Source organism: Kitasatospora sp. NPDC042419, from assembly GCF_056437345.1.
Window position 1 is genome coordinate 1 of the sequence record NZ_JBWKAW010000028.1, and the last position, 20,435, is coordinate 20,435.

Sequence of the window (20,435 nt, forward strand, 5' to 3'; positions counted from 1 at the left end):
GACGCGCTCGCCGCCCACCGCCGCTCCATCGGCCTGCCCGCCCAGTCCCTCGCCTGGGGCCAGTGGGAGGAAGCCAGCGGCATCACCGGCCACCTGACCGACGCGGACCTCCGCCGGGCCGCCCGGGCCGGGCTGCGGACGATCTCCACCGAGCGCGGCACCCGCCTGTTCGAGGCGGCCGCGACGGTGGACGCCGGCTACCTGGTGGCCGTTCCGCTGGACCTGGGCGCCGTCCGGGCCCAGCAGCCCGTCCCGGCGGTGCTGCGCACCCTCGCCCCGCCGCCGCGCCGGGTCGCCAGGGCGGCGACCGGTGGCGGGGCGCCCGCGCTGCTGTCCCGGCTGGCCGTGCTGGCCGAAGCGGAGCGGCCGGCCGCCGTGCTGGCGCTGGTCCGCACCGAGGTGGCGGGCGTGCTCGGGAGCGACCCCGAGGCCGTCGCGGCCGCCAGGCCCTTCAACGAGCTGGGCCTCGACTCCCTGAGCGCGGTGGAGCTGCGCAACCGGATCACCGCCGCCACCGGTCTGCGGCTCGCCCCGACGATCACCTTCGACCACCCCGATCCGACCCAACTGGCCGAACACCTGGCTGGTTTGATCACGGAGCAGCTGGCCGCCGGCGGACCGGCGGCGGTCGGCATCGCCCAGGTCGGTACGGCGGCGGGCGGACCGGCCGGACCGGCCGTCGCCGGGAGCGGGGCGGGCGGCCCGGCGGACGACCCGCGCCACCCGCTCTCCACGCTCTACCGGCGGCTGGCCGCCCAGGGCAGCTTCCCCGAGGCGTCCGCGCTGATCGGCGTCGCCTCCCACCTGCGGTCCCGGTTCGGCGCCGACGAGCGCGCCGAGCACGCCCTCAAGCCGATCCGACTCGCAACCGGCGAGGGCGAACTGGCCGTCGTCGCGTTCCCCGCGCTGAGTGCGATCTCCGGACCGCACGAGTACGCCCGGCTCGGCCACGCCTTCCAGGGCGAGCGCGACGTCTTCGTGGTGCCGTCCCCGGGCTGGGACCCGTCGGACCGCCTGCCCGACGACATCGACACCTACCTCGCCATGCACACCGAGACCGTGCTCGAACTGGTCGGAGAGGAGCGGCCGTTCGTCATCATCGGCCGCTCGATGGGCGGGTGCGTCGCCCAGGCCGTCACCGAGCGGCTGGAGGCGCGCGGACGGGCGGTCGCCGGGCTGGTCCTGGTCGACTCGTACCCGATGGACAGCGCCGCGCGCGAGGGCATGGGCGAGTGGTGGCTGCACGCGATGCTCGGCGGCATGATCGACCGGATCGAGCAGTACGACATGATCTGGAGCGACTCCAGCCTCACCTCGATGGGCGGCTACAACAACGTCTTCGCCGGCTGGGCACCCAGCCCGGTCACCGCGCCGATCCTCGCCCTGCGCGCCGACACCCCGCTGCGCGGCATGGTGGTGGACGCGACGGAGCGCGAGGACTGGCGGGCCTACTGGCCGGTGCCGCACGAGGTGCAGGACATCCCGGGAGACCACTTCACGGTGCTGGAGCAGCACACCCCGTCGACGGCGGACGCCGTCCGCGGGTGGATCGACCGCCTCGAACGGACCTGAACGCACCGAGCGGCGCACCCGTGCACGACGAGCGGTGCCGAGTGCAACCGAGCACGACGAGCGGTGCCGAGCACACCGAGCAGGGCCGCCCGTCCCGGGCGCACCGGGCCCGGGTGCACCGGGCACGACACCCGGGGCGGGCGGCGCGACACCGACAACGGCGCGACACCAACAACGAGAGGAAGGAGCGGGCATGACGGAGCCCGTAGTGCTGGTCACCGGAGCGGCGTCGGGGATCGGCGAGGCGACGGTCCGGCTGTTCGCGGAGCGCGGCCACCGAGTGGTCGCCGTGGACGTCGACAAGGCGGGACTGGAGGTACTGGCCGAGCTGGACGGCGTGGCGACGCTGGCGGGCGACGTGTCCTCGGAGGAGACCAACGTCGCGGCGGTCGCCCTGGCCCAGGAGCGGTGGGGCCGGCTGGACGCGGCGGTGCTGAACGCCGGCACCGGAGGCGGCGGTCCGCTGGAGGCCCCGGGTGCGGTCGAGCGGTTCGACCGGCTCTTCGCCGTCAACGTGCGCAGCGTGGTGCTGGGCATCCGGGCGGCGGTGCCGGCGCTGCGGGAGGCCGGTGGAGGGGCGATCGTAGCCACCTCCTCGGTCTCCGGCCTGCGCGGCGACCCGGGTACCTGGGCGTACAACGCCACCAAGGCGGCCGTGATCAACCTGGTCCGGGGGACGGCCATCGACTACGCCGCCGAGGGCATCCGGATCAACGCGATCGCGCCCGGCGGCACCGTCACCGGGCTGACCGCGGGGCAGGTCGCCGACCCGGAGTTCTCGGCGTTCATCACCCGCCGCATCCCCGCCCAGCGCTGGGCCGAGGCGCGTGAACAGGCCGAGGTGGTCTGGTTCCTGACCTCCCCGGCGGCGTCCTACGTCACCGGGGTCACCGTCCCCGTCGACGGCGGCCTGAGCGCCAACGGCGGCATCCTGCTGCCGCCACCGGCCCGGGGGCGCTGACCCCGGCACGGCGGGGCCGCGACACCGAAGTACCCCCGAGTTCCACCTAGTACCACCGAGTACCCCTGATTTTTCCCAACTGACGAGGAGAGCAAGACCGATGAGCATCGAGGCGAACAAGGCCCTGGTCGAGCGGTACTACCACGAGCTGGTCAGCGAGCAGCGGGTCGAGCTGCTGGAGGAGCTGGTCGCGGAGGACGCCGCCGACGAGACCCGGGTCGGCCCCGGCGGCAGCGGCACCCGGGAGGACTTCCGCGAGCACCTGCGCTGGCTCTGGGAGAACGTCCGCGACGTCAAGGCGGTCGTCGAGGACCTGGTGGCGGAGGGCGACCGGGTGATCGCCTTCTGGCGGATCGAGGGCGTGCACGTCGGCCCGGTCTTCGGCGTCCCGGCCACCGGCCGGTCCTTCGTCGGCCACAGCATCAGCTGGCTGACCGTCCGTGACGGCAAGGTGGTCCGCTACAACGTGCTGCCCGACCGCCTGGGCATCGTCCAGCAGCTGGCCCCCGCCACCGTCTGACCCCACCGGCTCGGGCCCGCCCCGCCCCGTTCCGCACCGTTCCGTTCCCCGGGGCCCGGCCGGCACCGTCGCCGGCCGGGCCCCGCTCCGCTCGGCAGAACCGACCCTCAGGAGGACCGCCCATGACCGCCCCCGCACTGTCCCCGGCCGACGCCGAGCAGCTGCGCCAGCTGCTCGCCCGCTTCTCGCACGCCTTCGACAACGCGGACGCCGAGGCACTGGCCGAGGTGTTCGCCGAGGACGGCGTGATCGAACTCGCGCGCACCGGAGCGGTGTTCACCGGCCTGGAGAAGATCCGGGTGTTCGCCCGCGATCTGGGGCAGGACCACCCGGACCACCAGACCCTGGACTCGGTGCTCACCGTCGACGAGGACGGCACCGTCCGGGGCCGCAGCCGCTACCTGGCGATCCTGCCCGACGGCAAGGTCCACAACGGCGACTACTTCGACGTCTACACCCGCACCCCGGACGGCTGGCGGATCGCCTTCCGCCGCTCCGTCCCCCGCTACCCGCGCCGTCCCCACCACGACGCCTGACCGGCAGCCGCTCCGGCCTCCGCGTCCGCGCCCGTGTCCGCATCCGCAGCGGACGGACGCGGACGCGGACGCGGACGCGTAGTGAGGATGCCTTGGAGTGACAGACCTCTTCTACGGGAGCTCCGCTGTTCTGCCTACCGGCCTTGACGAACGAGTCCCACGCCTATCTGAACGGCGTTGGTACTAGACGTCGGGTACTAGCCGGCGAAGTGCATGCGGCCGAAGTAGTCGGCGAAGTTGGGGCCGGTGATGCGGTGGTAGTTGGTGAATCCGTTGCCCATGTTCTCGCCGACCGACACCCCGCCGTCCGGCTCCTGCGTGACGATGGACCGTTCGACGTCCTCGGTCGATTCCTGCGCGACCTCGGCGTGGCCGCGCCGGCCGTCCCCAGAACCCTTGAGGAGCGCATCGGCCTCTACCGCACGCTCGTGGCGGACCAGTGCCTGCTCATCCTGCTGGACGACGCGCGGGACGCAGAGCAGATACGCCCCTTGGTACCGGGAAGGGGTACCAGTCGCGTTCTGATCACGAGCCGCAACAGCCTTCCCGCACTGGCGGGCGCCTCCCACCTGGGCCTGGAATGCCTGCCTCCGGCCGAGGCCCAGGACCTGTCCACGCGGATCGTCGGCCCGGCGCGAACCGCGCCCGAACCCGACGCGACGAGGCTCGTGCCGGCCGCATGTGCGGGTCTGCCCTCGCGATCCGCATCGCCGCCGCACGCCTCGTCTCGCGCCCGAACTGGACCATCGAGTACCTGGCGGACCGGCTCACCGACCAGCGCCGCCGCTTGGACGAACTCCAGGTCGGCGACCTCGCCGTACGTGTCAGCTTCCGGGTCAGCTACGCCACTCTGTCGACCCGCCACCGCTCCGCGGCAGCCCGAGCGTTCCGCCTCATGGGCCTCGTGGCCGGCTCCAGTATCGAACTCGCCGCCGCCGCAGCCCTACTGGCCCCCCAGCGCAGGCGGATCGATCCCGGTCCCTGGCACCAGCTCAATCAGCCGCTGACCCTCGCCACGTACGACCACGCACTGGACTGGTGTGAGCGCGAGCGGGGCAATCTCATAGCGGCCGGCCGGCAGGCAGTCGAAACGGGCGCGCACGACATCGCCTGGAAACTGCCCGGGACACTGCAGCGCCTCTTCAACATCCGAAAGTACTGGTCCGATTGGGTTGCCACGCACGAACTGGCCGCCCGCAGCGCCCGCCTGGCCGCCGACCCCTACGGCGAGAGCTGGATCCTCTCCAACCTGGGACTCGCCCATCTTGAGCTTCGACAGTCCGACCAGGCGCTGTCCTGCCTCCACGAGGCGTTGCGGATCCGCCGCCGCATCCAGGACCGCTCCGGTGAGGGTGCGACGCTCGGCAGCATCGGACTCGCCTACGCCCGCCAGGACCGCCACACCGAAGCGGTCGGCTTCTACCGGCAGTCCGTCGCCATCCACGGCGAGCCGGGCGACCGGTACAACGAGAGCATCGAACTCAACAACCTCGGCGACACCTATCGAAGCCTGCGCCGCTTCCAGCAAGCGATCACCTGCGCCGACCAGGCCCTTGCCATAAGTCGCGTACTCGCCGACCCGTACGTCGAGGGGCTTGCCCTGTCCACCCTCGGAGAAATACATCAGGACCTCGGGAAGTACACGGAAGCACTTTCCTGTTACGAGCAGAGTGTGACGCTCTTCCGGTCGATCAGACATTGGCAACTTGAAGCCGCAATGCTCGACAGTCTCGGTGAGGTGCACCTCTGCCTCGACCACGTGGGCGCGGCGCGCGATAGCTGGACCCAGGCGCGGCGGATATTCGAGGAAATGAACGATCCCAGGGCTGTCATAGTCGCCGGGCACCTCGACGCCATGGAGATGGCGGTTGAAATCCCCTGAGCGGATGAAGTCGCTTGAGGAGATTTGAAGCGAAGGCCCTCGGGCCCGGCAGAACTTGCCGCCGCGCCGCTGCCCGGGCTGCCGGAGGAGGTCTGCTCGCCGGCGGACACGACAAACACTGAGGCCGGGCTCCTTGACTGTGCTCGCAGTACTAAGGGGGCGGGTTAGGGGTCCGGTAGGGGTCCGCGGGGGTCGGCCCGCCGATAGCTTCTCGGCATTCCCCAGCCCGCCCCTCCCACCAAGACGGAGTCATCAGCATGCCCATCACCGGGCCCCGGCCCATCCCGCTGCTCGCCGCCCTCACTGCCGGGGTGCTGCTTCTGGCCGGCTGCAGCTCAGGCTCCGGCTCCGGAGGTCCGGGAGCGGCCCAGGACGGCGCCGCCGACAAGCCGGTCCAGGGCGGGGCGCTGACCTACGCCACCGACGTCGAGCCGATCTCCTTCGACATCCACGTCAGCCAGCAGGACATCACCGGAGCCATCCAGCGCAACGTCTTCGACTCGCTCGTCCACCAGGACGCGACGGGCGAGTTCAAGCCCTGGCTCGCGGCCTCCTGGGAGATCACGCCGGACCTCAAGAGCTACACCTTCCACCTTCGCGACGGCGTCAAGTTCACCGACGGCACGCCGTTCGACGCGGAGGCGGTGAAGGCCAACTTCGACCGGATCGTGGCCAAGGAGACCAAGTCCCAGTACGCGGCGAGCCTGCTCGGCCCGTACACCGGCACCGAGGTGGTCGACACGCGGACCGTCAAGGTCTCCTTCAGCGAGCCGTTCGCACCGTTCCTGCAGGCCGCCAGCACCGCCTACCTGGGCTTCTACTCGCCGAAGGCGATCAAGGAGAACGGCTCCAAGCTGGGCGCCGGCGGTCCGGCCGACGTCGGCACCGGCCCGTTCGTGTTCAGCAGCTACACCAAGGGCCAGAGCGCCGTCTTCACCCGCAACCCCGACTACAACTGGGCGCCGCCGAGCGCCAACCACCAGGGGCCGTCGTACCTGGAGAAGCTCACCATCCGCTTCCTCACCGAGGACTCCGTCCGGGTCGGCGCGCTCAACAGCGGCCAGGTGCAGGTGGCCGAGCCGATCCCGCCGGCCGACGTCAAGACCGTGCAGGGAGACCCGAAGCTGCGCACCATCGCCACCGACGCGCCCGGCGCCAACTACGGCCTCGTCCTGAACACCAGCAAGGCCCCGTTGGACGACCCGCTGGTGCGCAAGGCGGTCCAGCGCGGCATCGACCTCGACACCGACGTCCAGTCCGTCTACTTCGGCGTCTACAAGCGCGCCTGGAGCCCGGTCGGGCCGAGCACCCCGTACTACAACAAGGCGCTGGAGAAGTCCTGGCCGTACGACCAGGCTGCGGCCAACAAGGCGCTGGACGACGCGGGCTGGACGGCCCGGGACGGTGAGGGCTACCGCACCAAGGACGGCAAGCGGCTCACCCTGGAGTGGCCGCTGCCGCCCGCCGAGTTCGTCCGCGAGCAGCGCGAGACGCTCGGCCAGGCGATCCAGGCCGACCTCAAGAAGATCGGCGTCGAGATCACCCGGCCCCGCCTGGACATCGGCACCTTCATCGCCAACACGTACGGCGGCAAGGAGCACATCGCCGACTACAGCTGGGCCCGGTTCGACCCGGACGTGCTGCGGCTCTACTTCCACAGCGCGAGCAAGCCGTCCACCGGCGGCCAGAACGCGACCTTCTATCAGGACGCCCAGCTCGACGAGTGGACCACGACGGGCAAGGGGACGTTCGACAAGACCGTCCGCCAGGACGTCTACGGCAAGACCCAGCAGCGTGCCATCGACCTCGGCCTGATCGTCCCGCTGTACGTGCGCACCGCCGTGGTCGGCACCTCCTCGAAGGTCCGCGGCCTGACCGCCGACCCGAACACCTGGCTCGCCTTCCACGACGCCTGGCTCGCCAAGTGACCTTCCGGACGGGCCCGGTGGGCATCCGGACGGACCGATCGAGCACCCGGACGACCCGTCGCGGCGAAGCCCGCCGCGCGGGTCCCCGGACCAGCCACCCGAACTCCTGGGACTGAGGGATGACCACCACCCACCCGACGGCCGCCGCCACCCCGGCGGCCGTCCGCCCGCCCGCCGCCGTCCGCGTCCTGCGCGCCGTCCTGCGCCGCCTGCTCGGTGCGCTCGCCGTGCTGCTCGGAGCGGCCACCGTGGCCTTCGCCGCGCTCCAGCTGATCCCGGGCGACCCGGTGACGGTCATGCTCGGTCCGGGCACCGCCGCCAGCCCCGAGGTCAAGGCGGCGATCCAGGAGCAGTACGGCCTGGACCGGCCGGTGCCGGTCCAGTACGCCACCTACATAGGCCACTTGCTGACCGGTGACCTCGGCGAGTCCTACCAGCTCCAGCGGCCGGTCGCGGAGCTGATCGGCGAGCAGCTCGGGCCGACCGTCGAACTCGGCCTGACCGCCCTGGCGCTGGCGGTGGTGCTGGCGCTGGTCGCCGCCGTCGGCACCGCCGGGCGGCGGCCGGCCCTGCGCGCGCTCAGCTCGTTCGCCGAACTGCTCGCCGTCTCCAGCCCGTCCTACTGGATCGGCATCCTGATGCTCACCGCGTTCTCCTTCCAGCTGCGGATCTTCCCGGTCGCGGGGGACGACGGGTTCGCCGCCCTGGTGCTGCCCGCGGTCACGCTGGCGCTGCCGGTGGCGGGGATGCTCGCCCAGGTGCTGCGCGAGGGCCTGGAGGCGGCGCTCGGGCGGCCGTTCACGCTCACCGCCCGCTCGCGCGGGCTCGGTTCGGCGGCCGTGGTGCTCCGGCACGGACTGCGCCACGCCGCCGTGCCGGTGGTCACCCTGACCGGCTGGCTGACGGGTTCGCTGCTGGGCGGCGCGGTGCTGGTCGAGTCGGTCTTCGGCCGGCCGGGGATCGGGGCGCTCACCCTCCAGGCCACCACCAACAAGGACCTGCCGCTGGTGATCGGGCTGGTCCTGCTCTCGGCGCTGGTCTTCGTGGTCATCTCGACCCTCGTCGACCTGCTCTACCTCGTCATCGACCCACGGCTGAGGAACGGCTGAACTCCCATGTCCCACAACACCGTTGCCACTGCCGACCCGGCCGATCCGCCCGGACGGGGGGACTCGCCCGGACCGGGGGACCGGCCCGCTCCCGGGGACCGGGGCGGCCCGGCCGGTCCGGACGGACCGGCCACCCCGGCCTCCCGTGCCACCCGTGCCACCCGCCTCACCCGCGCCTCCCGCCCCTCCCGTGCCACCAGCCCCTCCCGGTGGGCCGCCGCCGCGCCGCTCGCCCGCCGGATCGGCTTCGCGCTCGCCGTCACCGTGCTCGCCCTGCTGGTCCTCGCCGCCCTCGTGCCCGGGCTGCTCACCTCCGCCTCGCCCGTGGAGACCCACCCGGTCGAGGCGCTCACCCCTCCGGGCGCCGAGCACTGGTTCGGCACCGACCAGCTCGGCCGCGACCTGTTCGCCCGCGTCCTGCACGGGGCCCGGCCGTCCCTGCTGCTGGGCCTCGGCGCCACCGTCTTCGCGGTCGCCGGCGGCACCGCGCTCGGGCTCGCCGCCGCACTCGGCGGCCGCTGGGCCGACCAGGCCCTGATGCGGCTCGCGGACATCCTGCTCGCGCTCCCGCCGATCCTGCTCGCCCTGCTCGCCGTCACCATTCTCGGCACCGGCTCGCTCAACGTGATGCTCGCCATCGCGATCGCCTTCGTCCCCGGGTACGCGCGGATCGTCCGCGCCGAGACCCTGGTCGTCCGCCGCTCCGGATACGTCGAGGCGGCGGTCGGACTCGGTCTGCCGCGCCCGCTGCTGATCGTCCGGCACGTCCTGCCGAACGCCGTCGGACCGATGCTCGTGCTCGCCGCCGTCGGCTTCGGCACCGCGCTGATCGCCGCCTCCGGGCTGAGCTTCCTCGGCCTCGGCCCGCAGCCGCCCAGCCCCGAGTGGGGCGCGATGCTCTCCCAGGGGCGCCGCTTCCTGGCCACCGCCTGGTGGATCGGCGTGTTCCCGGGCGCCGCCATCACCACGGCCGCCCTCGTCGTCAACGTCCTCGGCCGCCGCGCCCAGGCCCGCTTCACCCGGAGGACCGAGGCATGACGCCCGCACAGGCCCCGAAGCAGGCCCTCACGCCCGCCGGAGCCGCGCCCGCCGGAGCCGGGCAGTCCGCAGCCGCGCCCGCCGGAACGGCGCCCCTGCTCACCGTCGACGGGCTCGACGTCCGGTTCGGCCCCGTGCACGCCGTGCGGGACGTCTCGTTCACCCTCGACCGCGGCGAGTGCCTGGCCGTGGTCGGCGAGTCCGGCTCCGGCAAGAGCGTCACCGCCCGGACCCTGGTCGGCCTCACCGGCGCGGCCGCCGGGCCCGGCGGCCGCGCGCCCGCCACCGTCACCGCCGACCGGCTGGCCTTCGACGGCCGCGACCTCACCGCCCTCACCGAGGCCGAGTGGCGCGGGGTGCGCGGCCGCCGGATCGGCCTCGTCCTCCAGGACGCCCTGGTCTCGCTCGACCCGCTGCGCACCGTCGGCGCCGAGGTCGCCGAGCCGCTGCGGGTGCACGGCCTGGCCGGCCGCGAGGAGATCCCCACCCGGGTCCGAGCGCTCCTCGAACGCGCCGGGATCCCCGAGCCCGGACGCCGCGCCGCCCAGTACGCCCACCAGCTCTCCGGCGGCCTGCGCCAGCGGGCCCTGATCGCCTCCGCGCTCGCCGGTGAGCCCGACCTGCTGATCGCCGACGAGCCCACCACCGCCCTCGACGTCACCGTCCAGGCCCAGGTGCTGGACCTGCTCGACGGTCTCCGCGAACAGGGCACCGCCCTGCTGCTGATCAGCCACGACCTGTCGGTGGTCGCCCGGCTCGCCGACCGGGTCGCCGTCATGTTCGGCGGCCGGATCGTCGAGACCGGCCCCACCGAACGCCTGCTCACCGACCCCCGCCACCCCTACACCCGGGCCCTCCTCGACGCCGTCCCCGGCGCCCGCACCCGCGGCACCCGGCTCGCCCCCGCACCGCTCCGGCAGGCCGCCCCCGACCCGGGCGGCTGCCCGTACGCGGCCCGCTGCGCCGCCGCCGACCCGACCTGCCGGAGCACCCTGCCGCCGGTGGACTCGCTCGGCGCCCGCTGCTGGCACCCCAAGGCGGCGGCGCTCACCGTCCGCGAACCGGTCGCCCTCACCGAGGCCCCGCCCTCCTCCGACACCGGGCTCCTGCTCGACGTCGACCGGATCGGCAAGTCCTTCGCGGGCCGCCCCGTGGTCCAGGAGGTCTCCTTCCACCTCCACCCCGGCGAGACGCTCGGCCTGGTCGGCGAGTCCGGCTCCGGCAAGACCACCGCCGCCCGGATCGTCCTCGGCCTGGAGCGCCCCGACACCGGCACCGTCCACCTCGCCGGCCGCCCGTGGAGCGAACTGCCCGAACGCCGCCGGCGTGCCGACCGCCTCCGCATCCAGGCCGTCCAGCAGGACCCGCTCGGCTCCTTCGACCCGCGCTTCACCGTGGAGCGCGTCGTCGCCGAGGCCGCCGCCCGCGCCGGTGTGCCGCGCGGCGCCGAACGGCGGCGGCGGATCACCGAGCTGCTCGACCAGGTCGGCCTCTCCGCCACCCTCCTCGACCGCCGCCCGACCGAACTCTCCGGCGGCCAGCGCCAACGCGTCGCCATCGCACGGGCGCTGGCCCCGGCGCCGACCCTGCTGGTCTGCGACGAACCGGTCTCCGCCCTCGACCTCTCCGTCCAGGCGCAGATCCTCGACCTGCTGGCCGACCTGCGCCGCGACCTCGGCCTCGCCCTGCTCTTCATCTCGCACGACCTCGGCGTCGTCCAGCACCTCGCCGACCGGGTCGCCGTCATGAAGGACGGCCGGCTCGTCGAGACCGCGCCCGTCGAGCGGCTCTTCGACCGGCCCGCCGACCCCTACACCCGCCGGCTCCTGGACGCCACCAACCTCGTGGAGGCACGCCGATGAGCGGGTCCCTGCTCGCCACCAGCGACCTGCACGTCGGCTACGCCGAGAACCAGGCCGTCGTCGACCGCCTGCGCCCCGCCTCCGACGACGACTGGCTGATCGTCGCGGGCGACGTGTCCGAACGCTTCGAGGACATCGCCCGCGTCCTGCGGGTGCTGAGCGAGCGCTTCGCCAAGGTCGTCTGGGCGCCCGGCAACCACGAACTGTGGACCCCGCCCGACGACCCGGTCCAGCTGCGCGGCGACGCCCGCTACCGCGCCCTCGTCGACCTCTGCCGCAGCCTCGGCGTCTCGACCCCCGAGGACCCGTACCCCGTCTGGACCGGCCCCGGCGGCCCGGTCGCCGTCGCCCCGCTCTTCCTCCTGTACGACTACACCTTCCGCCCGCGCGGCACCACCACCAAGGCCGCCGCGCTCGCCGCCGCCCACGCCGCCGGTGTGGTGTGCACCGACGAGTTCCTGCTCCACCCCGACCCCTACCCCGACCGCGACAGCTGGTGCCGCGCCCGGCTCGCCGTCACCGAACGCCGCCTCGCCGCCCTCGACCCCGCCGTGCCGACCGTCCTCGTCAACCACTTCCCGCTCCGCCGCGACCCCACCTACGTGCTCCGCCACCCGGAGTTCGCCCTCTGGTGCGGCACCGAGCACACCGCCGACTGGCACCGGCGCTTCAACGCGGCGGCCGTCGTCTACGGCCACCTCCACATCCCGCGCACCACCCGCACCGACGGCGTCCCGTTCCACGAGGTCTCCCTCGGCTACCCGCGCGAATGGGCCCCGCGCGGCGCCCCCACCCCGCTCCGCCGCATCCTCCCCGCCACCCCGGCCCCGGCCCCCGCCGTCCGCCCCGCCCCCCGCTTCGCCGTCCGCCTGTAGGGCCGCCGGGGCTTCCGGGGTGCCCGGGCATCCGGGTGCCCGGGGCCCGCTGGCAGGATGGTGCCCGCCGGACGACCGGGCCAAGGGGCCGAGGGGTGGAGGGGCCGAGGGGCGAAGGGGCGACGGCGTGGGCGGGAACACGGGGCGGACCGGGGAGCGGCCGGCCGGCACGGGCGGGCAGCGGGTCCTGCTGCTGGACGCGGCACCGGGGGAGCTGCTCGACCGCGAGCTGGCGCGGCTGCTCGGACACGGGCTGTCGGTCACGCTCAACCTCCGCCGGGTGACGGACCGGGCGCGGGCACGGGAGGTCTGGGGCGGGCGGGTCGCGTTCACCGACTTCGACCCCTTCGACGAGGCGGCGCTGATCGCCGAGACCGTCCGGGGCGGGCAGGGGCACCACGCGGTGAAGTCCCGGGCGGGCGTGCCGCTGCGCGCCGGGTTCCTGGCCGCCGCGACGGCGCCCGGGCCGGCCGACCGGCTGCGGGTGATCGGCCGGGCCGGGGCGGGCACCGACCACGTCGACCTGGCGGCCGCCGCCCGGCACGGCGTCGCCGTCACCCACACGCCCGGGTCGAACGCGGAGGCGGTCGCCGAGTTCGCGCTGGCCCAGCTGCTGGCCCTGACCCGCGATCTTGCCGCCCACAACGCCGCCTCCCACCAGGGGAGTTGGCGATCCCCGACGGCCCCCGCCGTCGAACTCCCGGAGCTGACCCTGGGCATCGTCGGGCTGGGCCGGACCGGCCGGGCCCTGGCCGTCCGGGCCGGCGCCCTGGGCATGACCGTGCAGGCCCTCACCCGGCACCTGACCCCGGCGCCCGTCCGGCGGGCCGAGTCGCTGCCCGCCCTGCTGGCGGGCAGCGACGTGGTCTCGCTCCACCTGCCCCTGACGCCGCAGACCCGGGGCCTGATCGGCCGGGCCGAGCTGGGCCTGCTGCGCCCCGGCGCGATCCTGCTGAACACCGCGCGCGGCGGCATCGTCGACGAACGGGCGCTGGCCGACGCGCTCCGCGATCCGGCGCACCCGCTCGCGGCGGCGGCCGTCGACACCTTCGCGCACGAGCACGCGGCGTTCTCCTCGCCGCTGTTCGGACTGCCGAACGCGCTGCTCACCCCCCATGTCGCCGGGATGACCAGGAAGGCGATGGCCACCGCCGCCGTCGACTGCGCCGACCACCTCGCGGCGCTGCTGGCGGGCCGGACGGCGGGTGTCCCGGTGGTGGCGGCCTGACGGGGTGTTGACGGCCGACAGGTGTGAGTGGTTGAGTACTCACATGCAAACGGAACGACCCCGCCAGTTGTCCACCGCCGAGGAGCGTCGCGAGACGGTGCTGCGCACCGCCATCGGGGCCTTCGCCGCGCGGGGGTACTTCGGCACCACCACCACGGAGGTGGCGAAGGCCGCGGGCATCTCGCAGGCCTACGTCTACCGGCTCTTCCCGAGCAAGGAGGCCCTGTTCGTGGCGGTGGTCGAGCACTGCTTCGTCCGCGTGCGGGGCAGTCTGGAGCGGGGCGCGGCCGAGGCGGGCGGGAGTTCGCCCGAGGTGGTGCTCGCCGCCATGGGGAACGCCTACGCCAAGCTGATCACCGACAACGACCTGATGCTGGTCCAGCTGCACGCCCAGGCGGCGGCGGTCTCCGAGCCGGCCGTCCGGGAGGCGGTCCGGCAGGGGTACGCCCGGACGGTGGAGTACGTGCGCGGCGCCTCCGGCGGGGACGACCAGCAGGTCCAGGGCTTCTTCGCCACGGGGATGCTCTGCCACCTGCTCGTCTCGATCGGTGCGGACGCCGTGGACGCGCCGTGGACGCGGACCCTCGCGGCCGGCATCACCCACTACTGACCCGCCCCCGTGCCCGCCCCCGTGCCCGCCCGCCGACGCGGCGGGCGCACCGGCGGGGCCGGAGGTCCGCGAACGGCGGCCCGAACGGTGCCGCCGTTTCTTCGGCCACGAGTGTGAGTGGTCTATCACTCATAAATGAGAGAGGAGGCAGCCGTGATCCAGCAGGGAAGCCGGACCGCCCGCCGGGCCCCGGGTCGACCGGCCGCCGGCCTGGCGGCACTGGCCGGGGCGCAGTTCGTCGTCATCCTCAGCACCTCGATCGTCAACGTGGCCCTCCCGCGCATCCGGGACGGCGTCGGACTCACCGACGACGGCGCGTCCTGGGTCGTGAACGCCTACGGGCTCGCCTTCGGAGCGCTCCTGCTCGCCGGCGGCCGCCTCGCCGACCTCCGGGGACGGCGGCGCGTCCTGCTCGCGGGGCTGGCCCTGTTCGCCGCCGCCTCGGCGGCGGCCGGACTGGCGCCCACCGGGGCGGCGCTGATCACCGCCCGGACCCTGCAGGGCCTGGCCGCCGCCGCCGTCGCCCCCGCCGCACTCGCCCTGGTGATGGACCTGTTCCCGCCCGGCCCCGGGCGCGGCCGGGCCCTCGGGGTGTGGGGCGCGGTCTCCGGCGCGGGCGGCGCCGCCGGCGTCCTGCTCGGCGGCGTGCTCACCCAGGCACTCGGCTGGCCGTGGACCTTCCACGCCACCGCGGTCGGCGCCCTGCTCGTCCTCGCCGCGACCGCCGCCCTGGTCCCGGGCGCACCCGCCCGGAGCGCCGAGGCGCGGCCACGGGGGAGGGGAGGCCTCGACGTCCTCGGCGCGGTCACCGCCGCCCTCGGCCTGACCGCCCTGGTCTGGGCCCTGACGGCCGCCCGCCGCGCCGGCTGGACCGACCCCCTGGTGCTCGCCGCCCTGGCCGCGGCCGCCGTACTGCTCGGGCTCTTCGTCCTGGTCGAGCGCCGCCACCCGAGTCCGCTGCTGCCGCCGCGGCTCTTCCGCACCGGCAAGGTCGCCGCCGGGAACCTGCTGATGGCCCTGCTCGGCTCGGTCTGGATCGCGCTCTTCTACCTCCTGCCGCTGTACCAGCAGCAGGTCCTCGGGGACGGCCCGCTGGCCGCCGGACTCGGCCAGCTCCCGCTCGCCGCCGCCAACATGCTCGGCTCGGCGCTGGCCCCCGGAGCCGCCCGCCGGTTCGGCGCCGCCCCGGTGCTGGCCGCCGCGCTGCTCACCGAGGCGGCCGGGCTGCTCTGGCTATCCCGGATCGCCGCCGACGGCGGCTACCAGACCGACGTGCTCGGCCCGAGCGTCGCCGTCGGGATCGGCCTGGGCGCGGCGTTCTCCCTCCTCACCGGCGTCGCCGTCGCCGGGGTCCCGGTGACCGACTCCGGGCTGGCCGGCGGTCTGGTGAACACCACCCGCCAGGTCGGCGGCGCGGTCGGCCTGGCGGTCCTCGGAACCCTCGCGGCCGCCGTCACCGCAGGCCAGGAGGGCCGACTGCCCCACCCGGAGGCCCTCACCGCCGGCTACCGGGCCGCGTTCCTGGGCGGTGCGGCCGTCCTCGCCGCGGCGGCGGCCCTCACGCCCCTGCTGCTCCGCCGGCCCGCCCCGGCGGCACCCGCCGCGGTCCTGCCCACCTCGGCGGCACCCGCCCCGGTCCCACCCGGGCGCCGCTGACCGCGCCCACGCACCACCTCGTACGGGCCGCACCGCCTCGCACGGGCCGTACCGCACTGCACCGAACTGCACCGAATTGCATCGCACTGCACCGCACCGCACCGAAGTCCCGCCAAGGAGAGGAACTCCCGTGTCCACGCAGACCATCGACACCACCGCCCCCGTCATCGTCAGCCTCGCCATCACGGTCGACGCCCCGGCGGCCACCGTCTGGGCCGTCCACACCGACGTCGAGGCCTGGCCGCAGTGGAACCCGGACATCGAGGAGGCCCGCCAGGTCGGCCCGCTGAGCGGCCCCGGCGCCTCGTTCACCTGGCGGACCCACGGCCTGGAGATCACCTCCACGGTCCGGGAGCTGGTCCCCGGCACCCGGATCGTCTGGGGCGGCCCGGCCAACGGCATCGAGGGCGTCCACGTGTGGGTGATCGAGGAGACCGGGGACGGCCGGACGACCGTCCGGACCGAGGAGTCCTGGAGCGGCGCGCCGGTCGACGCCATGCCCGCGGCGTTGGAGCGGGCGCTGCGGGAGTCGCTGGAGGGCTGGCTCGGCCACCTCAAGGCCGAGGCCGAGCGCCGCACCCGCTGACACACCCCGCCGTCCCGCTCGTCCCGCTCGTCCCGCTCGCCGACCCACCGCCCGCTCCGCCCCGCGAAAGGCTCCTGCCATGACCGCCGCCAAGCCCTACCTGACCGGCCACTACGCCCCCGTCGCCGACGAGATCACCGCCACCGGCCTCACCGTCGAGGGCACCCTGCCGCCCGAGCTGACCGGCCGGCTGATCCGCAACAGCCACAACCCGAAGCCCGGCATCACCCCGACCCACTGGTTCAAGGGCAGCGGCATGGTGCACGGCATCCGGCTCCGCGAGGGCCGCGCCGAGTGGTACCGCAACCGCTGGGTCCACACCCCCGCCCTCGACGGCGCCCCCTACATGACCGAGCACGGCCCCGACCTCACCGCCTCCACCGCCGGCACCCACGTCATCGAGCACGGCGGCCGGCTGCTCGCGCTCTGCGAGTCGGCCCTGCCCTTCGAACTGACCGCCGACCTGGAGACCGTCGGCGCCTACGACTGGAACGGCCGGCTCACCTCCGCCATGACCGCCCACCCCAGGGAGGACCCGGTCACCGGGGAACTGCACTTCTTCGCCTCCTCGCCGTTCCCGCCCTACCTGATCCACCACGTCTCCTCGCCCGACGGCACCGTGCTGGCCAGCCAGGAGGTGCCCGGTGCGAGCGCCGCCCTGAAGCACGACTTCGTGATCACCGAGCACCACGTGGTGTTCCTGGAGGGCTCGGTCACCTTCGACCCGACCGACCGCTCGGGCATCCCGTACGGCTGGAACGACGCGCAGGCGGCCCGGATCGGTGTCATGCCGCGCGGCGAGGGCCGGGCGTCGGAGGTGCGCTGGTTCCCGATCGAGGCCGGGTACGCGATGCACTTCGCCAACGCCTACGAGGACGCCGCCGGTCGCGTCGTGATCGAGGGCCCGGCCGTGGGCCGCGACGGCTGGCAGCGCTCCTGGAACTGGTGGGCCGGCGCCCCCGACCGCGGCGCCGAGCCCAACTCCGGCTCCCGCAGCCGCCGCTGGACCGTCGACCTGGTGGCCGGGCGGGTCCGCGAGGAGTGGACGGACGACCTGACCGTCGAGTTCCCGACCATCAACGAGGCCTACCTCGGCCGCGAGCACCGCTACCAGTACGCGCTCTCGTTCCCCGACGACCGGGGCGTCGGCAACCACACGCTGGTCAAGTACGACCGCCGCACCGGGGACCGGCAACTGCTGCCGGTCGGCACCGGACAGCTGCCCAGCGAGGCCCTGTTCGTCCCGGCCTCCGGACGGGCCGACGCGGACGAGGACGCGGGCTACCTGCTCACCGTGGTCAGCGACCTGAACGCCGACGCCTCCAGGCTCCTGGTCCTGGACGCCTCCGACCTCACGCTCCCGCCGGTCGCCACCGTCCACCTGCCGCGCCGGGTGCCCGCGATGATCCACGGCTCCTGGATCCCGGACGCCGACCTCGCCTGACGGCCTGACAGTCAAGCGGCCTGACGGCCTGACGGCCTGACGGCCCGACCGCCCCGGCTGGCGCCCGGCTGGCCCGGCCGGCCCGGCGGCCCCCGAGACCCCCGCCCCGACCGCGACCCCCGTGCGGTCGGGGCGGGCCCGTTCCGTCGGCCCGGCCCGCCGGCCCGCCCGTGCCCGCCGCCGCGCCGATACTGCCGCCGCGCCGATACCGCCGCCGCGCTACGACTGCCGCAGCGCCCAGTCGGGCGCCCACGTCCCGCCGCTCCGGTCGTCCGGCCCGTCGGCCCTGTCCGGCCCGTCGGCCGTGGCCGTTTCGACCGCCCCGGCCGCCCCGGTGAGGTGCCTGCGGAGGGCGACGAGCCCGGGGTGCGGATTGTCCACGTGCCAGAGCAGCGAGTGCGGGTAGACCGGTGTCGGGTCGTGCAGGGCGATGCGGCGCAGGTCGTGGCCGGCGGGCCAGAGCAGGTGGGTCCGCGCGCTGACGAAGGTCGCCAGTTCCGGCACCTCGGCGAGGGTGTCGAGCAGCGGCTCGACGCCGAAGTCCGGGCCGGTCACCTCGATGGTCAGCCCGAACGCGGCCGCCAGGTCCTCGTAGTACGCCGCCCACTCGGTGCCCGGGACGATGCCGGGCACCCAGATCCGGTGCCCGGCCAGCGCTGCGGGCGCGACCGCGCGGGCGTCGGCCAGCGCGTGGGACGGTCCGGTCAGGAGCTGGAGGGGCTCGTCCAGGACGGGCGCCGCCCCGATGCCGTCGGGCAGCCGGCGGCCCGGCATGGTGACGGCGCGGAACGACGCGTCGATCGTCCCGGCCTGGAGCGCGGTCACGGCCGCGTCCGCGTCGAACAGGGTCACGACGTCGAGTGCGACGCCGGGGTGCGCGCGGTGGAAGCCTCGCAGCAGCGCCGCCGGTGCCAGCCGCCGCCCGATCACGTCCACCCGCAGGGCCCGGTGACCCGGCCGGACCGCGGCGGCCGCGCGCTCCTCCGCCCGGAGCAGCGCCCGGGCGTGCGGCAGGAACGCCTGCCCGTCGACGGTGAGCCGGGCCCCGCGCGGGGTGCGGGTGAACAGCCGCACCCCGAGTTCCCGCTCCAGTGCGGCGACCCGCTTCGACACCGCCTGCTGGCTCACCGAGAGTTCGGCCGCCGCCTGCTGGAACCGGCCCGCATCGACGACGGTGACGAAGGTGCGCACGGCAGCGAGGTCCATGGCCGCCATCCTAGGGCTCGGGACACAACCACCGGTTGTCGGTCCACCGCCCGCCGGTTGTTTAATCCCCGGTCCCCGCTCCCGCTTTGATGGCGGCTGTCAACCGCCGGTTGTGCGAGGAGTGCTGTGAGGGTGTCGCTGGGACGACGGTTCGGCTGGCTCTGGGCGGCGTACGCGGTGAGCGCGTTCGGCACCCGGCTCGCCTTCGGCGCGCTTCCGCTGATCGCGATCGAGGTGCTGGCCGCGGGCCCCGCCGAGGTGTCGGCGCTGGCCGCCGCCGGGGCCGCCGTGGGCGCGGCGGTCGCGCTGCCGCTCGGCCCGTGGACGGAGCGCCGCCGCAAGCGGCCGGTGATGATCACGATGGACCTGCTGCGGTGCGCGGCGCTGCTGAGCATCCCCGCCGCGTACGCGTCCGGTCTGCTCACCTTCCCCCACCTGCTGGTGGTGGCGGTGCTCGTCGCGGTCGCCGACATCACCTTCGGCGCCGCCGCCGGGGCCTGCCTGAAGTCACTCGTCCGGCCCGAGGACCTGCTGACCGCCAACGCCCGGTTCGAGGCCACCACCTGGACCGCCGTCGTCCTCGGGCTGCCGCTCGGTGGCGCCGCGATCGGGGTGCTCGGCCCCGTCGCGACGGTCCTCGCCGACGCGGCCAGCTACCTGCTCTCGGCCGCCGGCCTCCGCGCGATCGGCGGCCGGGAGCCGGACCCCGCCCCCGCCCCCGCCCCCGCTCCCGCTTCGGTTCCTGCTTCCGCGCCCTCGGCCGCCGCCGCCCCGTCGCGGGCCAGCGCCCTCTTCGAGGGCTGGCGCCACCTGCTCGCCCACCCGGTGCTGCGGCCGCTGTTCCTCAACACCGTGCTCGTCAACGCCCTGGTGATGGCGGTCGAGCCGCTGCTCGCCGTGCTCCTCCTGGGCCGGCTCGGCTTCGCCCCCTGGCAGTACGGTCTCGCCTTCGCCGTGCCCTGCCTCGGCGGGCTCCTCGGCTCCCGGCTCGCCGGGCGCCTCGTCGCCCGCTTCGGACGGCACCGGGTCCTGCTGGTCTCCGGCACCCTGCGGGTCTGCTGGCCGGTCGGCCTGGCCTTCGTCGGGCCGGGCACCGGCGGTCTCCTCCTCGTGATGGCCGTCGAGTTCGCGCTGATCACCTGCCTGGGCGTGTTCAACCCGGTGCTCGCCACCCACCGACTGGAGCAGGTTCCCCCCGACCGCACCGCCCGCGTCCTCTCCGCCTGGTCGGTCACGGCCAAGGCCGCCGTCGCCACCCTGACCGCCCTCTGGGGTCTGCTCGCCGCCCTCGCCGGTCCCCGTCCGGCCATCGCCCTCGCGGGTCTCCTGCTCCTGGTCACCCCGCTCCTCCTGCCCCGTCGGCCCGCGGCGTCCGGGCTCGCGGACGCCGTGCCGCCGGGCGCCGGCCGGACGGCCTGAGCG

General features: G+C 74.7%; 18 protein-coding genes. 16 read left to right on the forward strand and 2 right to left on the reverse strand.

The genetic code is table 11. From position 1 onward, the window contains the following. The 4 genes from AC067J_RS34930 to AC067J_RS34945 form a co-directional block, all read left to right on the forward strand. The coding region (locus tag AC067J_RS34930; RefSeq protein WP_478306175.1) for an alpha/beta fold hydrolase at positions 1–1,572 on the forward strand (1,572 nt) is incomplete at its 5' end. Between the two features lie 193 nt (positions 1,573–1,765). After that, the gene (locus tag AC067J_RS34935; RefSeq protein ID WP_478306176.1) at positions 1,766–2,533 is read left to right on the forward strand and encodes an SDR family NAD(P)-dependent oxidoreductase; all 768 of its coding nucleotides are present in this window, start codon (positions 1,766–1,768) and stop codon (positions 2,531–2,533) included. A 100-nt stretch (positions 2,534–2,633) separates the two neighbouring features. After that, positions 2,634–3,053 (forward strand): ester cyclase, encoded by a 420-nt coding sequence (locus AC067J_RS34940; protein WP_478306178.1) that lies wholly within the window; start codon positions 2,634–2,636, stop codon positions 3,051–3,053. Between the two features lie 122 nt (positions 3,054–3,175). Continuing rightward, complete coding sequence (locus AC067J_RS34945; protein ID WP_478306180.1) at positions 3,176–3,589, forward strand: nuclear transport factor 2 family protein; 414 nt, start codon at positions 3,176–3,178, stop codon at positions 3,587–3,589. Positions 3,590–3,786: 197 nt separating this feature from the next. Here AC067J_RS34945 and AC067J_RS34950 read toward each other — a convergent pair whose 3' ends face one another. Continuing rightward, positions 3,787–4,158, reverse strand: a complete 372-nt coding sequence (locus AC067J_RS34950; protein WP_478306182.1) for a hypothetical protein — start codon at positions 4,156–4,158, stop codon at positions 3,787–3,789. A gap of 110 nt (positions 4,159–4,268) precedes the next feature. Here AC067J_RS34950 and AC067J_RS34955 point away from each other — a divergent pair, with 110 nt between their 5' ends. From AC067J_RS34955 to AC067J_RS35005, 11 genes are all read left to right on the forward strand, one after another. Then, positions 4,269–5,471, forward strand: a complete 1,203-nt coding sequence (locus AC067J_RS34955; protein WP_478306184.1) for a tetratricopeptide repeat protein — start codon at positions 4,269–4,271, stop codon at positions 5,469–5,471. Positions 5,472–5,728: 257 nt separating this feature from the next. After that, a complete protein-coding gene (locus AC067J_RS34960) occupies positions 5,729–7,399 on the forward strand; it encodes an ABC transporter substrate-binding protein (protein WP_478306185.1) in 1,671 nt (556 codons plus the stop codon). Positions 7,400–7,518: 119 nt separating this feature from the next. Then, complete coding sequence (locus AC067J_RS34965; protein ID WP_478306186.1) at positions 7,519–8,508, forward strand: ABC transporter permease; 990 nt, start codon at positions 7,519–7,521, stop codon at positions 8,506–8,508. Between the two features lie 6 nt (positions 8,509–8,514). Beyond that, complete coding sequence (locus tag AC067J_RS34970) at positions 8,515–9,546, forward strand: ABC transporter permease (protein ID WP_478306188.1); 1,032 nt, start codon at positions 8,515–8,517, stop codon at positions 9,544–9,546. Beyond that, a complete protein-coding gene (locus AC067J_RS34975) occupies positions 9,543–11,408 on the forward strand; it encodes a dipeptide ABC transporter ATP-binding protein (protein ID WP_478306190.1) in 1,866 nt (621 codons plus the stop codon). The genes AC067J_RS34970 and AC067J_RS34975 overlap by 4 nt, the downstream gene beginning before the upstream one ends. Next, positions 11,405–12,283, forward strand: coding sequence for a metallophosphoesterase family protein (locus tag AC067J_RS34980; protein WP_478306192.1), 879 nt, complete (start codon positions 11,405–11,407; stop codon positions 12,281–12,283). Before AC067J_RS34975 ends, AC067J_RS34980 begins: the two co-directional genes overlap by 4 nt. Before the next feature lie 127 nt (positions 12,284–12,410). Continuing rightward, positions 12,411–13,511, forward strand: a complete 1,101-nt coding sequence (locus tag AC067J_RS34985; RefSeq protein ID WP_478306193.1) for an NAD(P)-dependent oxidoreductase — start codon at positions 12,411–12,413, stop codon at positions 13,509–13,511. Between the two features lie 43 nt (positions 13,512–13,554). After that, positions 13,555–14,121: a TetR/AcrR family transcriptional regulator gene (locus AC067J_RS34990; RefSeq protein WP_478306195.1), complete on the forward strand. Its 567-nt coding sequence runs from the start codon at positions 13,555–13,557 to the stop codon at positions 14,119–14,121. Between the two features lie 153 nt (positions 14,122–14,274). Further along, a complete protein-coding gene (locus AC067J_RS34995; RefSeq protein ID WP_478306197.1) occupies positions 14,275–15,777 on the forward strand; it encodes an MFS transporter in 1,503 nt (500 codons plus the stop codon). A 130-nt stretch (positions 15,778–15,907) separates the two neighbouring features. Next, positions 15,908–16,363, forward strand: a complete 456-nt coding sequence (locus AC067J_RS35000; RefSeq protein ID WP_478306199.1) for an SRPBCC family protein — start codon at positions 15,908–15,910, stop codon at positions 16,361–16,363. 79 nt (positions 16,364–16,442) lie between these two features. After that, on the forward strand, positions 16,443–17,807 hold the full coding sequence (locus tag AC067J_RS35005) for a carotenoid oxygenase family protein (protein WP_478306201.1): 1,365 nt from the start codon (positions 16,443–16,445) through the stop codon (positions 17,805–17,807). A gap of 219 nt (positions 17,808–18,026) precedes the next feature. Here AC067J_RS35005 and AC067J_RS35010 read toward each other — a convergent pair whose 3' ends face one another. Further along, positions 18,027–19,013, reverse strand: a complete 987-nt coding sequence (locus AC067J_RS35010) for a LysR family transcriptional regulator (protein WP_478306203.1) — start codon at positions 19,011–19,013, stop codon at positions 18,027–18,029. Positions 19,014–19,139: 126 nt separating this feature from the next. Here AC067J_RS35010 and AC067J_RS35015 point away from each other — a divergent pair, with 126 nt between their 5' ends. Continuing rightward, the gene (locus AC067J_RS35015) at positions 19,140–20,432 is read left to right on the forward strand and encodes an MFS transporter (RefSeq protein WP_478306205.1); all 1,293 of its coding nucleotides are present in this window, start codon (positions 19,140–19,142) and stop codon (positions 20,430–20,432) included. Positions 20,433–20,435: the final 3 nt, after the last annotated feature.

Coding starts and splice junctions, on each gene's coding strand:
- AC067J_RS34960 (WP_478306185.1), top strand. CDS start 5,729: ATGCCCATCACCGGGCCCCGGCCCATCCCGCTGCTCGCCGCCCTCACT.
- AC067J_RS34965 (WP_478306186.1), top strand. CDS start 7,519: ATGACCACCACCCACCCGACGGCCGCCGCCACCCCGGCGGCCGTCCGC.
- AC067J_RS34940 (WP_478306178.1), top strand. CDS start 2,634: ATGAGCATCGAGGCGAACAAGGCCCTGGTCGAGCGGTACTACCACGAG.
- AC067J_RS34975 (WP_478306190.1), top strand. CDS start 9,543: ATGACGCCCGCACAGGCCCCGAAGCAGGCCCTCACGCCCGCCGGAGCC.
- AC067J_RS35010 (WP_478306203.1), bottom strand. CDS start 19,013: ATGGACCTCGCTGCCGTGCGCACCTTCGTCACCGTCGTCGATGCGGGC.
- AC067J_RS34945 (WP_478306180.1), top strand. CDS start 3,176: ATGACCGCCCCCGCACTGTCCCCGGCCGACGCCGAGCAGCTGCGCCAG.
- AC067J_RS34935 (WP_478306176.1), top strand. CDS start 1,766: ATGACGGAGCCCGTAGTGCTGGTCACCGGAGCGGCGTCGGGGATCGGC.
- AC067J_RS34980 (WP_478306192.1), top strand. CDS start 11,405: ATGAGCGGGTCCCTGCTCGCCACCAGCGACCTGCACGTCGGCTACGCC.
- AC067J_RS35005 (WP_478306201.1), top strand. CDS start 16,443: ATGACCGCCGCCAAGCCCTACCTGACCGGCCACTACGCCCCCGTCGCC.
- AC067J_RS34990 (WP_478306195.1), top strand. CDS start 13,555: ATGCAAACGGAACGACCCCGCCAGTTGTCCACCGCCGAGGAGCGTCGC.
- AC067J_RS34955 (WP_478306184.1), top strand. CDS start 4,269: ATGTGCGGGTCTGCCCTCGCGATCCGCATCGCCGCCGCACGCCTCGTC.
- AC067J_RS34970 (WP_478306188.1), top strand. CDS start 8,515: ATGTCCCACAACACCGTTGCCACTGCCGACCCGGCCGATCCGCCCGGA.